11 protein-coding genes are annotated in these 13,839 nt (G+C 33.4%); 2 read left to right on the forward strand and 9 right to left on the reverse strand.

Annotation, left to right across the window (positions count from 1 at the left end):
* Positions 1–144: 144 nt before the first annotated feature.
* From OD917_RS13475 to OD917_RS13490, 4 genes are all read right to left on the reverse strand, one after another.
* Positions 145–1,452, reverse strand: coding sequence for an MvaI/BcnI restriction endonuclease family protein (locus OD917_RS13475; protein WP_263523986.1), 1,308 nt, complete (start codon positions 1,450–1,452; stop codon positions 145–147).
* Complete coding sequence (dcm, locus tag OD917_RS13480) at positions 1,433–2,656, reverse strand: DNA (cytosine-5-)-methyltransferase (protein WP_263523987.1); 1,224 nt, start codon at positions 2,654–2,656, stop codon at positions 1,433–1,435. The genes OD917_RS13475 and dcm overlap by 20 nt, the downstream gene beginning before the upstream one ends.
* Complete coding sequence (locus tag OD917_RS13485; RefSeq protein WP_263523988.1) at positions 2,653–2,874, reverse strand: helix-turn-helix domain-containing protein; 222 nt, start codon at positions 2,872–2,874, stop codon at positions 2,653–2,655. The genes dcm and OD917_RS13485 overlap by 4 nt, the downstream gene beginning before the upstream one ends.
* A 117-nt stretch (positions 2,875–2,991) precedes the next feature.
* Entirely contained in the window at positions 2,992–5,463 is a 2,472-nt protein-coding gene (locus OD917_RS13490; protein WP_263523989.1) for an AsmA-like C-terminal region-containing protein, read from the reverse strand.
* A 232-nt stretch (positions 5,464–5,695) separates the two neighbouring features.
* On the opposite strand from OD917_RS13490, the gene trxA reads away from it, so the two are divergent.
* Positions 5,696–6,013, forward strand: a complete 318-nt coding sequence (gene trxA, locus OD917_RS13495) for a thioredoxin (RefSeq protein ID WP_008466289.1) — start codon at positions 5,696–5,698, stop codon at positions 6,011–6,013.
* Between the two features lie 220 nt (positions 6,014–6,233).
* Here trxA and OD917_RS13500 read toward each other — a convergent pair whose 3' ends face one another.
* Together OD917_RS13500 and OD917_RS13505 are read right to left on the reverse strand one after the other, a co-directional pair.
* Positions 6,234–8,315: an ATP-binding protein gene (locus OD917_RS13500; protein WP_263523990.1), complete on the reverse strand. Its 2,082-nt coding sequence runs from the start codon at positions 8,313–8,315 to the stop codon at positions 6,234–6,236.
* Complete coding sequence (locus OD917_RS13505; protein WP_263523991.1) at positions 8,312–9,016, reverse strand: LytR/AlgR family response regulator transcription factor; 705 nt, start codon at positions 9,014–9,016, stop codon at positions 8,312–8,314. The genes OD917_RS13500 and OD917_RS13505 overlap by 4 nt, the downstream gene beginning before the upstream one ends.
* Positions 9,017–9,213: 197 nt before the next feature.
* Here OD917_RS13505 and OD917_RS13510 point away from each other — a divergent pair, with 197 nt between their 5' ends.
* Positions 9,214–9,795, forward strand: coding sequence for a DUF4082 domain-containing protein (locus tag OD917_RS13510; RefSeq protein WP_263523992.1), 582 nt, complete (start codon positions 9,214–9,216; stop codon positions 9,793–9,795).
* Between the two features lie 81 nt (positions 9,796–9,876).
* Here the strand turns inward: OD917_RS13510 and OD917_RS13515 are convergent, their stop codons facing one another.
* Genes OD917_RS13515 through OD917_RS13525 form a run of 3 tightly spaced genes read right to left on the reverse strand, consistent with a single transcriptional unit; the run spans position 9,877 to position 13,836 of the window.
* Positions 9,877–11,097: a hypothetical protein gene (locus OD917_RS13515; RefSeq protein ID WP_263523993.1), complete on the reverse strand. Its 1,221-nt coding sequence runs from the start codon at positions 11,095–11,097 to the stop codon at positions 9,877–9,879.
* Positions 11,098–11,147: 50 nt separating this feature from the next.
* Positions 11,148–13,355, reverse strand: a complete 2,208-nt coding sequence (locus OD917_RS13520; protein WP_263523994.1) for a TonB-dependent receptor — start codon at positions 13,353–13,355, stop codon at positions 11,148–11,150.
* Between the two features lie 10 nt (positions 13,356–13,365).
* Positions 13,366–13,836: a DUF4625 domain-containing protein gene (locus tag OD917_RS13525; protein WP_263523995.1), complete on the reverse strand. Its 471-nt coding sequence runs from the start codon at positions 13,834–13,836 to the stop codon at positions 13,366–13,368.
* Positions 13,837–13,839: the final 3 nt, after the last annotated feature.

Here is a 13,839-nt window from a genome sequence, read left to right on the forward strand (position 1 = left end):
CAAGCATATCTATTTCAATTTCATTATCACAAACGGGACAATTGTAAATAATATCATTAAGTATGATTGGTGGAATTAATGAAGTTGGAATAGGTAAAATAGAATATTCTATCATCAAATGAATGCTATTAGTTATTGAATTATTTAAATGGTAATATCTATAATTTCATTTTCTTTATATAAGTTGGATAAATATCCAGACTTAATTCGAAATTGGCTTCTTTTTTTTATTGAAGGCTTAGAAGACATATTTTCTATTTTAATTCCCGGATCGTAATAGATATTCCCATTTGCCATTTCTTTCAAAAACATTAAAAAATCTGTACCAGTTCCTAGAATTATTTTATTGCCATATTTATAATTTCTACCTGTGCCCGTTTCTGATAAGGAAGGAACATAGCAAGCCTGATTATGTTTTCTATTCCAATGTAAAAGCATTGACGAAAAACTCCATGAGGCTGTTTCGTTGTTGTTAACATCGATTAAAGCAATTCGACCATTAGCATTTCTGATTTTTCCCTCGGTTTGATCATATCCTATTAATTTTAATGTAAGGTTTGTGCGAGGATGAAGTAAATCAGATTTATGTACTCCTCCAAAGTTTAATCTATCTGGCTTTCCGCTAACATCAGGATAACCATATTTTCTTAAAAAAGCTTCTGCGCCAGCTAATTTGTAAAAACCATCGGTGGGTTCAGGTGTCATTAATGTTATTACTCTTGAATTAATTCTTGCAAAATTTGCAACTCCAAATTGTTTTACTTCCCATCCAAGATAATCAGGCTCGGAATATCCATTTGGAGTTATTCCTAATTCTGCTTCTAGTGTGTAACCTCCGCAATTAGACGACTCACAAGGTAAAATATTTCCCAAAGCATCCAAACGCTTAGATTTAATCCAGCCAAGATTATGGATACGTAATAATTCTGTAATTAGTTTTTGTTTATTGTTTTGAAAAATTGGAAGCTCTATTATTTTGAATATTCCATAATTATTTAATGAAGGTAAATTATTCAGTTCACTAGCAATTTCAGAATCAGGAGCAGCTACATATCCTAAAATTTGACCAAGGTCAGAAACTCCTAAAAAAAGCAACCTGTTTTGGAGTCGTTGCGTCATTAAATGAGAAGGAGCATTTTTACTTCCAATTAAAAATCCTGAAAATCTCACTTCAGGATATTTTGGATATAAAATAAGTTGTGACTTTGGAGCCAAGGTTAAGGTGCCATCTTCCAGAATCCATGAAAAATTTATTTTAGCCTTAAATCGTTCTTTTTTCCATTCTCCAGCCGCTTCAGTAGTAATTTCAGAAATAGGCAAAATATTTAATACCTCAAAGTTTCCTCCAAAATATACTTGATTTTTAGAGTTATCGTTGGGTGCTAGATTTTTTATATAAATCTTATTACATCCATTCGCTGAAAAGATCGACTTAAGATTGTTTAAATTCATTGATTCGAATTAATTCTTGTAATATGTTTTTTCCAACTGCCTGCATTAAAGGAGAGACTACTGAATTTCCAAATTGCTTGTAAGCTTGGTTGTCAGATACGGGAATAATAAAATTATCAGGAAATCCTTGAAGTCTTGCACATTCGCGAGGGACTAATCTTCTTGGGTTTTTGCCTTTCTGGGGTATTAATATTTCTGCTCCATCTTTGTAATATCTAGCGCTCATAGTTCTAGAAATTCCATTTAAATCAGCTAAACCGAATCCAAATCCATTTCCTTTAGCTTTGTGCTTTTTTGCATATTCTTGAAGATAATTCCAAAGCTTGTCTGACAATGTGTATTTAGGGTCTACATTAGGTAAAAGAATATCTTTTAATGCAAATTTTGCTTCGGTCATCTCAGGAAATTTGAAATTCTCTTTTCCTTCAAAATATTCGTTATCAAAACCAACAATAATAATTCTTTCCCTGTGTTGAGGAACAAAATATTTCCCATCTAAAACTTTATAGTAAATGGTGTAATTTAATTCCTCCAAGGTTTTTTTAATGACTTTAAAAGTGTTTCCTTTATCGTGAGATACTAAATTTTTAACATTTTCTAACATAAAAGTTTTCGGCCTTTTATGTTTAAGAATTCTAGCAATATCAAAAAACAACGTTCCTTGAGTTTCGTCTAAAAAACCATGATTTCTACCTAATGCATTCTTTTTTGAAACACCAGCGATAGAAAAAGGTTGGCATGGAAATCCTGCAAGTAAAACATCATGATCAGGAATTTCCGTTTCATTAATTTGAGTTATATCTCCAAATGGTACTTTGCCAAAATTTGCCTCATAAGTTTTTTTTGAATAAGTGTCCCATTCACTTGTAAATACACACTTACCTCCCAGATTTTGATAAGCAAGTCTTATTCCTCCAATACCAGCAAATAAATCTATAAATTTAAATTTAGGTTCTTCCGGCGAAGGAAAAGGGATATCCCATTTTATAGGTAAATAATATTGGAAGTTTGGTTCTTCTAAAATATTTAATTTTTCATGTATCGTTGTAAGATATTTTTCTGCATCATTTTTGAAATATTCCGAAACACCATTTTTATGATTTTGTAGATAATGAGTAAATTTAGCTAAACCATTATCTGTTTTTTTGTCAACATCAATTTGAAGTTTTTGCCTGATTTCTGAATATTTTTTTACTTTCTTCATTTTTTAAAACCCTTATCATTAAAAAAAGCTCCAAAATCAGTATCGAGAGCTGTTATTATTTTTTCTATTATTTCTATGGAAACATTTCGTTGACCTTTTTCAATGTCTGAAATATAATTTCTATCAACGTTGGAAATATTGGCTAAATACTCGATTGAGTATCCTTTTTGTTCTCGAAGTTCTTTTACTTTGAATCCGAATTTTTCTTTGATATTCATAGTTTATAAAAGTAGTTTTGTGCGTACAATTGACCCGCGTACAATTGGCCTCAAAATTATTTAGTTTTCAACTTAATATCAACTATGAGATTTGATATTTTTGGAAATAGATTTTCATCACCCCTTATCCTTCTTCCCCCACTTAACCTTCATTTTCCCTTCATTATCATAAGCGATCAAATGCAGGACAATACCCTTTTCGCGAACGGCTTTTCGTTCTTCTTTGGTGGCGAGTTTGGCGTCGTTTTTAGAATTTCTTAGCGGAACTGTAAGCGCAAGATTGGTGCCTCGTCCGAAAGAATAAACGCCTTCTGCGTCAAGGTTGAGAACGCTGGAACTTATGGTCAATTTATGGATATCGATTTGCTCGCCACGAAGATTAAGCGAACCCGATAAATCGCTGAAAGTAATATTTTCTACATCGCGAAACGGAAACGCAAATTTGCCCACTTTCATAATTGGTTCAAAATTGATTAAGGCGCCTTGGTTGACATTAAAATCGAGTTTTCCTTTCATAGAATTCATAATCAAATCGCCTGTGCTGCTCATTAAACCTGCAACATTGGCATTGCTGGTTAATCGGCCACGAATGTTTTTTGGACTAAAAGATTTGATTCCGAAATTGTTGAAAGACCTTAAAAAACTCGCAATATCAACTCGGTTTACCTGCGCGTTTGAGGTAAAAACATAATGGTTTCCGCTTGGCTGGACAGAACCGCTAAAATTAATACTTCCGCCAGAGGTTTGTAGTTTTCCGTTTTTGAGCAGAACTTTAGAATTGAGCATTTGTAACGTAGCTTGCGTATTGGTTGCAGTAAGCGCGCCATATGTGATTTTATCGGCCTTTAGATTAATTACAGCTGTACATTTTTCGATAACCGATCTTAATTGATTTGTAAAATTCACATTGTTTTTAACTGGTTTTTTCTCTGCTACTTTCTTTTTTGGAGAATTTTTTAAAACGCCTAAAAACTGTTTCACATCAATATTTGGGCAGTAAATATTCCAATTTACGACCATTTTTTCGGGCGCATCGTAATAGAGATTTAAGAAATTATCGATTTTTCCGTCAATGCGAATAATGTTCTTTTTGTGTTTGTAGGCAATTTTTTTAATATAAAGTGCCTCTTGCGTAAAGGATAATTGCACTGCCGTTTTTTCGGCGTGAATGTTTTTCGGAAGATAATCAAATGTGGCATCAGCAATATCTACATCGCCGGTAAATTTGGGTTTATTGATGTACAGATCGACAATATCAAACTGAAATTTCAAATTGGCTTTGGCATGACCGCTTTCAAAATGAAGGATTTTTTCGTTCGTCATTCCGTTCAATTTTGAAATATCAAAATCAGAATTTACAACTCCAGTTGCAATTGGTTTTTCTAAATCATTGATAACTGCTTGCGCAATTTTTAATGGAATACTTTCATATTCAGCTTTAAAATTGGTCAAAATAATAGCTGAATTCGGATCGCTGGGTTCCTTTTCGGGTTTAAAAGTGTTGGTGAAAATTCCTTTGAAAGAACAATTGGTAAACAAACCATCCGGAATGCTCAATTCGTTGTCTCTAACGTCTGCTTGAACAACAATTTTCGGATCGCCTTCTACATTCAAATCGCCTTTGATGTCGCAGTTTACTTTAATTGTTTTTTTTATATCGAATTTATTCAGCTTCGAACTAATATTTCCAGACAATAAATTAGAAGCATTAGCCCATAAAATATCGGTTCCAATATTGATTCCGAACAGCGAGTTGTTTTTCCCAATATTAAAGAAAGCCACAATATCAAAAGCATCAGATCCAATTTTGAGTTTCTGTGTTTTGATATCTATTTTTTGAGTGGCTTCAGCATATGAAATATCAAAATTGCCTTCTAGTACTTTTTCTTTGGCAAAACTTCCGTGAACAGTATTGAAAGCCAGACTGTTGATTTTTGTTTTCAAATACAGATTAGTCTGCCAGCTGTTGTCATCATAATTTACTTTAGACTCCAAACTCGCCACATCAAAATCAAATAATTTATGCCCTAAATGATTGTCGATAATTACATGAACTTCGCTCAAGCTAACCTGATCAATTGTAGTTTCAGGTTTTTCTTTATCGGTTTTAGGTTTTTTCTTTTTTGGCTTAAAAATATTAGCATTAGAATAACCATCTTCGGCTTTGTAAATGTAAATATCAGCGTCATTGATCAAGATCTTATGAATGTTGATTTCATGATGCAATAAGCTCCAAATATTTAATCGAGCTTCGATTTCTTTCGCTCTCAGTAGAGTATGTTTGTGAGTTGGCCATTTATTGTCTTTTATTTCGACATCATTTAAAGCCAATGTGAAGTAAGGAAAACCCGTTAGAAACTTATAATGGAAATCGGTAATATGAAATTTACCATTTATATTTTCGTTGATTTTGGTATTAACTTTTGCAATTATTTCAGTCTTATGCCGATTGAAATAAATTGACAAACCTCCACAAGCAAGTAAAAGAATTACGATTAAACCAAGTACAAAATAGCCAAATCGTTTGGCATACTTTTTAAAAGAATGAGATTGCAGAAAGGATTTTATTTTAAGTAAAGTTTCTTTCATGTTAATCAAATTTTAGGATGTATTAAAGATACTACAAAAAACTTTAACTTTTTATTAGTTTGATTTTCAGGTAAATAAATTGTAAATTTAGTTTTATGCAGTTCATAATTAATGACAATACATTTATAATGAAAACTAATTTAGTAATGGTGTTTGATTTATTTTAAATTTTTAAATTTGTACTGTAGTTTGAAAGTTAATATTTCAGACCTAATTTTAATCTTAATATATTATGGCATTAGCAATAACAGATGCTACTTTTGATGAAGTAGTTTTAAAATCAGATAAACCAGTAATGGTAGATTTTTGGGCAGCATGGTGTGGTCCTTGTAGAATGGTTGGTCCAATCATTGACCAATTAAGCGAAGAGTACGCTGGTAAAGTAGTTGTTGGTAAAGTAGATGTAGATGCTAACCAAGAATTCGCTGCAAAATATGGTGTGCGTAACATACCAACCGTTTTGGTGTTTCAAAATGGTGAAGTAGTAGGAAAACAAGTAGGAGTAGCTCCGAAACAAGCCTACGCAGATAGTTTAGACGCTTTATTGTAATCTCAGATTACGATTAATATAAAAAAGGTCCGACGAAAGTTGGATCTTTTTTATTGGATTGAAGTGAGTTTTTTCTAACACATAGAAACATAGATTTTGTTTTTAACTTATAAGAAGATTAAAGAGAACTAGTTTCGACAAATAGCTTGTGAATTTAAATAAGTGAAACGCCTTTTAACACTCAGAAAATTCTATGTTTCTATGTGTTAAAAAAATAACTTTATGCGTTAAAAATAATGGTAAAAGTTGCTCCTGCATTTGGCTTCGAGCAAACTTCGATTTTGCAATTTATGGCTGCAGCCAAGTCCCGAATTAAGTGCAATCCTAAACCCGATTTGATTCCAATTACTTCTGAATCGTTGTACAAAGCCTTGAATTTTTCTTGAGTTCCGCCTGGACCATTATCTGTAATAGAAAGATAGTTTTTTTGATTTTCGTTCCAAGCTTTCCAAACAATTTTTGCATTCGGAGTTTTGTCTAAAGCTTTTATGGCGTTTCCTGTAAGATTTCGGATAATGGTTTTTAGGTAATTTTCGTCGGTTTCTAAAATTATGTTTTCAGGGTTTTCAAACAAGATTTCAATGTTTTCTATATTCGAAAAATGTTTTTCGGTTTCATCGAATAGATCGTTAACAGTAGTTTTTTTAGGCTGAGGTTTGAAATTTTCCATTTGTCCTTTACTCCAAAGTAGAATATCTTCCATCGATGACAATAAATTTTCGGCTCCAGTTGTAATTTTATGCTGCATTCTCGATGCTGTTTCTTCATCAATCAATTCAGGATTTTCTTTTTGAAGATGAAGAAAATGAATCAGATTCGAAATCGGGCTTCGTAAATCATGATTTAGAATACTAAAGAATCTGGTTTTAATCTTATTAGCTTCGTCCAATTCCTGATTTAAAGCCTGAAGTTTCAAATTGGTTTTTTTTCGATTTTGACTTTGTTTCATTAACAATAACCCAATTATACAAACCAAAGCAATTCCCGAAATTAGAAATATACGCTGTTGTTTTACTTCTTTAATTTGAATGTTTTTAATATCATTTTCTGTCGAAAGATTCTTGATTTTTTGCTGTTTGGTCTGATTTTGATAGCGAGCTTCAGCAGTTGCAATGCTTTGTTTAGCAGACTGTGCCATCATTTCATCATTGTTTTTACTGTAGATTTCGTTATAATAATAAGCTTCTTTCCATTGTCCGAGCGCGGCATAACTTTGAGATAGTTTTTTATTGATCATGACAAAAGATTCTTTATCATAATGCAGTGCATTTTTTGAAGCTTTTTTCAGTGTTTCGATCGCTTTTTTGTATTCTCCTTTTTCATATAAAACCCTTCCCATTATTGTATTAGCCTCCATTATCATATCTCCGTCATTGGATTTTTGCCCAAATCGAATGGCTTTTTCTGCATAAAAATAAGCGATGTCAGGCTTGCGTTCGTTTGCATAATATTCAGACATACTGCGGTTTGCAAAGCTTAAATTAAGAAATAGAGAATCTTTTTTAGAAGGGTAAATGTGTATGAGTTTGTAATACTTTGTAATACTGTCAATGTTTTTTAAAGGAACAAAACTCTGCAAGTAATAATTGCATAAAAAAGCACTTACATAGGGAGAATTTTTTACATACGGCTTTGCTTCATTCAAATATTCTATCGCCTTATTATACTGCTTCATTTTAGTGTAAGCACTCCCAATTTGAAGATAAGATATTCCAATATTCTCTTCGTTGACTTTGTCTTTTTTAAGCAGTTTTTTGTATGAAATCGCTTTTAACTGATAACCAATAAAAGTTTCATATTGCGCATTATTCTGATAATATTCGGCTAAACTTCCGTTTAAAATGGCTTTGGTATAATTGCTTTTTGTAGTATCTAAAACTTGTTCAATATAAGTTGCCAAAGATTTACTTTTTACGGTATCCTGAACCGAATAATAAACGTAATTAAGACGCATCAAAATAGTCGTTTCATTTTTTAGATGCTTGACTTTATGAGCATATTTCCAAGCCTGCTCATAATTTATTAATGCTTTTTGATATTGATTGTTAGTGAATTCGTAAGCAAGGCCTTTCTGAAGATAAAAACGGCTTAAATAAGCATTGTTATTTTTAGAAAGCAATATTCCTTTATCTGCGGTAGGGATAAGTCTCGAATAATCTTCGGCATCTAAAAGCGATGTGGAGTATTTCAGCCATACTTTAAGTTTTTCGTCAATAGTTTTATAACGTGCCAAATTAGGTTCCCGCTGAGCAAAAGCATTAAAACTTATAAAAAATAAAAGCAGGAACTTTAAGTTTTTCATGCCATTAGATTTAAGTTTTCCTTATAACTTCTTCCAATTGGGATAATGGCATTATTATTCAAAACAATTTCATTCGAATTTATTTTTTGAACATATTGTTTCTGCACGGCATAACTTCTATGAATTCGGACAAAAGACTGAAAATGATCTTCTTTCAGTAAATTTCCAATACTCGAAAGCACGCAATGCCTCTTTCGGTCTGTAACTACCAAAGTATAATCTTTTAGCGCTTCGAGATATAAAATTTCGTGAAGTTTTACTTTGGTTTGCTCATGTCCTTCTTTAATATAAATAGTATCGCCACCAATACTCGCTTCAAAGAGAGAAGCTTTCAGTTTGATTTCCATAAATTCCTCAATACGATTTATGGTTTGAGTAAAGCGATCTAGTTTTAAAGGTTTTACAATAAAATCAAGAGTTTCGATCTGGAAACTTTCTACAGCATGTTCAGGATGAGCCGTTATAAAAACGCAAACAGGAACTTCGAGCGCTTGTTTTCTAAATTCAATTCCGCTTAAGCTAGGCATATCAATATCTAAAAACAAGATTTCTATTTTTTCTTTTTCTATAAATGGAAGCGCTTCTTCGGCAGATTCAAAAACACCCAAAATATCCAGAACAGGAAACTTTTTGGCAAATGACAATACAGTTAACCTATCAATTTCGTCATCATCAACAATAATACAGCTGTATTTTTTCATTATTCGAACCTAGATTTATGTTGTCTGTCTATTTAAAATGCTGTTCGTCTATTGGTGGTTTTTCCAATGGTTTTATTGATTCAAATTTGTCCTGTAAATCATTAGGAAACTGAAAAAACGAACTTTTGAGTTTTACAAAAATAATGTTATTGAATTAAATAAGAACCATTTAACCATTTTTTTAAGACTAGATTATTATGAGAGCATTCAAAACCATTTTTACCATTTTACTAACTGCCGCTTTGGCCATTTCTTGTAGTGGCGACGACAATGACAATACACCAAAATTTGAAAAAGAGAATCCGCTTGATGCTTATTATACTGCAACAGGTTTTAGTACAGTATCGAACTTCATTAATTCTGGAGATTATGAATTCGGATTGGTATTTACGCCAACTGTCAAAGGAAAAATCAAAGCCATTACGCTCAAGCTCCCGTCGACGAACCCGTCTGTGCGGGTAACGATTTGGGACTTTACAGCAAAAACTGTTTTGCGTTCTGAGACTTTAAATGTTGAAACGGCAGACGTACAAGTTTCTAAAGAAATCAGCGAATTGGCTTTAGAAAAAGACAAAAAATACATGATTACCATGAATTCTAACGATTGGTATAAAAAGAACAAAGCCGACAATTCGAACGTTACGTATCCAATTGTTGCTGGAAACATCACATTCAACGAATACAGATGGGTTTCTGGAACTGCACAAATTTTCCCAACAAATGTTTCGGCAAATTACAACGCAGGAGATTTAAGCTTTGATTTTCAACAAACTGAATAATTCTTATTTTGGATAGCTTTGAATTAGTAAAGGAAAAGGTTTGACGATTGTCAAACCTTTTTCGTTTTTTTAAATAATCAATTAGTGACTATGAGTTTCACTGTTTTCATAACCTAAAATCGTAATCATATAAGGTGTGCTAGAAACCTTAGTCTTTTTGATTGCTAATGTAGAAAGGTTTACTTGCAATAATTCTCCAGTTGTTGGCGAAGTGACGTAAGCAAAACGATCTGTAACCGCCATTTGAGGTTTTAATGTTGCATCTGTAGCTGTTTCTGAAGTTGCTTTAACTTCTTTTGAAACTTGCAAACTGCTGATATCATAAAGTTTAAAATCTCCTGAATGCAATAAAACAGCCAGTTTTGTATGATCGTAACTTACTTTGCATTGCATAATCGTTGTATTTTGAATAATTGGTTTCACTGTGCTATTTACAACATCAATTAAATAAGCACCTTTTGCAGCAGTATAACCAATGAATTTTCCAGCAGAAGCCGTTTCTAAAATACTTCCAAACCAAGCCGTTCCAAAATCTTCTGGATGAGCGATTAGTTTTTGGTCTCCGTTACTTTCTACAACTAAAATTCCGCTAGAAGAACCAAAAACAGCATAAACACCATCTGACGCATTTCCGTGAATTCCTTTTGTTTGAATTTTAGCATCAAAAAGCGTTTTTCCAGTGTTGTCAATGATTTTTACTTTTTCAGGAAGCGTTCCTGTTACTGAATTATCTTTTTCTGTAATGGCATAAGTTCCGTTCGCAAAAGTTGCCATTGCACCGTGATGTGCCAATAAACCTGCATTTATAGTTTTGAATGTTGCTCCAGCTGTATTTACATCTGTTTCTTTACCAACAGAAAGTGTTCCGTCTCCGTCATTGAAAGTCAGGATTTCTCCAATTTTACTTTTAAAATGTGTTGGTTTTAATGCGCTTGTTGCCAAAACTCCAAATTTTGCAACATCATCAACATCAACATGATCGCCATGCATTTCTAGTCCGCTGTCGAAAGTTTCTACGAAATTATTGTCTCGGTGTACAATTCCAGCAAAACGTCCCGATTCAGTAGTGTACAAAGACGATTTCGCAAATTTTGCCGTAAAAGAACTGATTTTATCTTCTGACGGATCAAAAAGCGTTATTTCTGTTGTTTTTTCGTCAGAAAGTAAAATTCGAACAAATGTATGTTCTTCAGAATCATGCTCGTGATCGTGATCGTCGTGGTTATCATCGTCGTTGCTGCACGAAAATGCAAAAAGCGATAAAGCAAATAAAAATAGTAGTTTGTAAAACTTGTTTTTCATTGTAATAAAGGATTTAAAATTTGTAAATAATTGATTTTTGAATGGTTTGCTTATCGCGAAAACGAAAACGGAATTTTCATAGAAACAATAATATTTCTTCCCGCTTCAGGAAGCTCGATAAGTCGGTAAAAGCTGGTGTGATTTAAATATCTTGTATTGAATAAATTCTGAATCTGAATATTGATGCTGATATCCTGTTTTCCTATTTTTATTTTTGAGCCTAAAGCCACATTAAACACATGACTTTCAGCCGTTTTTTTCTCAGGCGGAACAATATTATTTTGTTCTGCTGTAAAACGATAATCAACAGCGAAATAAGGTTCTTTTAAAAAATGAATTTGAGGTTCATAATTCAATCCGAACAAAATAGAAGGCGGCGGAGAAAACGGAAGCGTATAGCCTTTTTTACTGCCCGATTTTTGTTCTGAATAAAGATATTCTGCTGCGATTTCTGCACTTAAAGATTTCAGGAAATAATAACGTGTTTGCAATTCGGCGCCATACCGAAAGACTTTACTTTGTTCATATTCAAAAACTTGATTTCCTGCTCCATAATAAATATCGTGAGCCGAAGTCGGATTCAAATAAATGAAATTCGGAAAATAGTTCACAAACGGAGTCAGCTGAAAAGACCAGTTTTGCTGATTCCATTCCATTCCTAAATCCAATTGATATGAACGCTCAGCATTCAAATTCGGATTTCCTTTTTCAAATCGGAAATAATGATAATTTACGCCGTTTGACGCCAATTCTTTCGCAATCGGCATTCTAAAACTCGAACCCAAATTAGCTTTCAAAGTCAAATTTCCAGGATTATAATTTACCCCAACCGACCATGTAAAACTGTTGAACGTTTTAGTCAAATCTTCAGAACGCTGTAAATATTCCAATTCAGTTTGATTGTTTTCTGAAATCTCACTTTGAAACCAATCGTAATACGATTTCATTTTGATTTTTCCATAATCGTAACGAACGGCGCCGTGCAGAAACCATTTTTCGTTCAGTTCCATTTTGTCATAAGCAAACAAACCTGCATTAAATTGCGTGAAAGCCGGAATCAAAAAACTCCATCCGCCAATAGCATTTTCTTGTCCAACAATATTGGTTCCGACAGTAATCTGATGGCGATTCAATCGGAATTCATCTTTCGCAGAAAAAGACCAAACATCTTTATCATATTGGCGTTCCAAATCTTTTGGAGCATACATGTCTTCAGGATAAATTGGTGGCATATAGCCGTGATTGACATAATGGCTATATTCTCTTCTAAAGTTGTTTTGAAAACCAATCTGCGTCTCAAAGGCATGATTTCCCAATTGAAAAGAAGTCGTATTGCTAACTTTCAAATGATTGACTTGCTGATACGGCATCAAAATATCTCGGTTCGATTTGTCGTGTAATTCCAGATCTACATTTCGAGGTTCGAGTCCGTGCGCATTCGCGAAAAATCCGCTTTTGGTATGCACATTACTGAAATAGAAAACCGATTTAAAATGTTCTCCAGAATAACCTGTACTCAAATGGAAATCAAGTTCTCGCCCAGCCGTATTTCGCAAATGATTTTTGTACAACGGAACAGCGTAACTATACACATGAACCACATCGGTTGGAACGCGATAATCTCCGTAATCCATTGTGGTTAAACGCGAATCGAAAAACCAGTTTTTGTTTCTTCCGAATAAATTAATAGAACTTCCAAATAACGCATTGTTGCTTTTTCCAGTAAGATCTACGCTTCCGCCAAAAGTGTTTTGTAATGGAAGAGGCAAAGGTTTAATATTCACCGCACCGCCCACAGCATCAGATCCATAGATAAATGAAGAAGGTCCTTTTATAATTTCTACTCGGTTTACCGCATATTGATCGATTTCCAAACCATGATCGGCGCCCCATTGTTGGCCTTCATGTTTCAAACCGTTTTCAACCACAATTACCTGATTAAAACTCAGACCTCGAATAAGCGGTTTTGAACCTCCAGAACCAATCGAAATAGTTTTAACGCCAGGCAATTTCTGTAAAGACTGCATCAAACTTCCGCCAAGATTACGCTGAATAAAGCTGCTACTGACGGTTTCAACATTCAGCGATTCTTCTTTTTTCCTTTTTCCGATAGAATTTCCGTTAATTAAAACCTCGTCAAGCTCTTTGATTTCTGGTTTCTTTTCGGAAGACTGATTTTGCGAAAAAGCTTCGGTTGAAATCGATAAACTGATAAGTAAAAAACAATATTTCCAATACATGGACAGGGCATTCTTCATTAATCTGATCTTATAAAATTTTAATACTTAATCCTTTCAGCGTCTGCCAGCCTTCCTTGTCTGTCAAGCGAATCATAAAATGATAATCTCCAGGATCAACATCTGCAGGAATTGAGATTTGCGCCGTTGCTTCGTAACTTTTTACACCATTTGGAATAGTGTAATTGTTTATGAAAAGCATTGGTTTTACTGGAGTTTTCACAGCATCAGTTTCGCAAGTTGTTACTTCTGTACTGTGTGTATGATGATCAAAATTGTGATGAATATCTAAGCTATAAGAACCCAATTCGACATTGTCATTGAAAGTTGCTTTGAAAGTGAAGGTCTTTCCGCGTTCGATTGTGCTGCATTGAATAGGAAAAGCATCTGTTGCTGAAATGTCAATTGCAGGATATTCAGTGTCGATTTCTGCGTTATCGCTTGAGCAGGAAGAAATAAAGGCAAGAGCAAAAATGCCTAATAAGAATTTTAAACTTTTCATATT

It is taken from the genome of Flavobacterium sp. SH_e (genome assembly GCF_025717045.1).
GTDB lineage: Bacteria > Bacteroidota > Bacteroidia > Flavobacteriales > Flavobacteriaceae > Flavobacterium.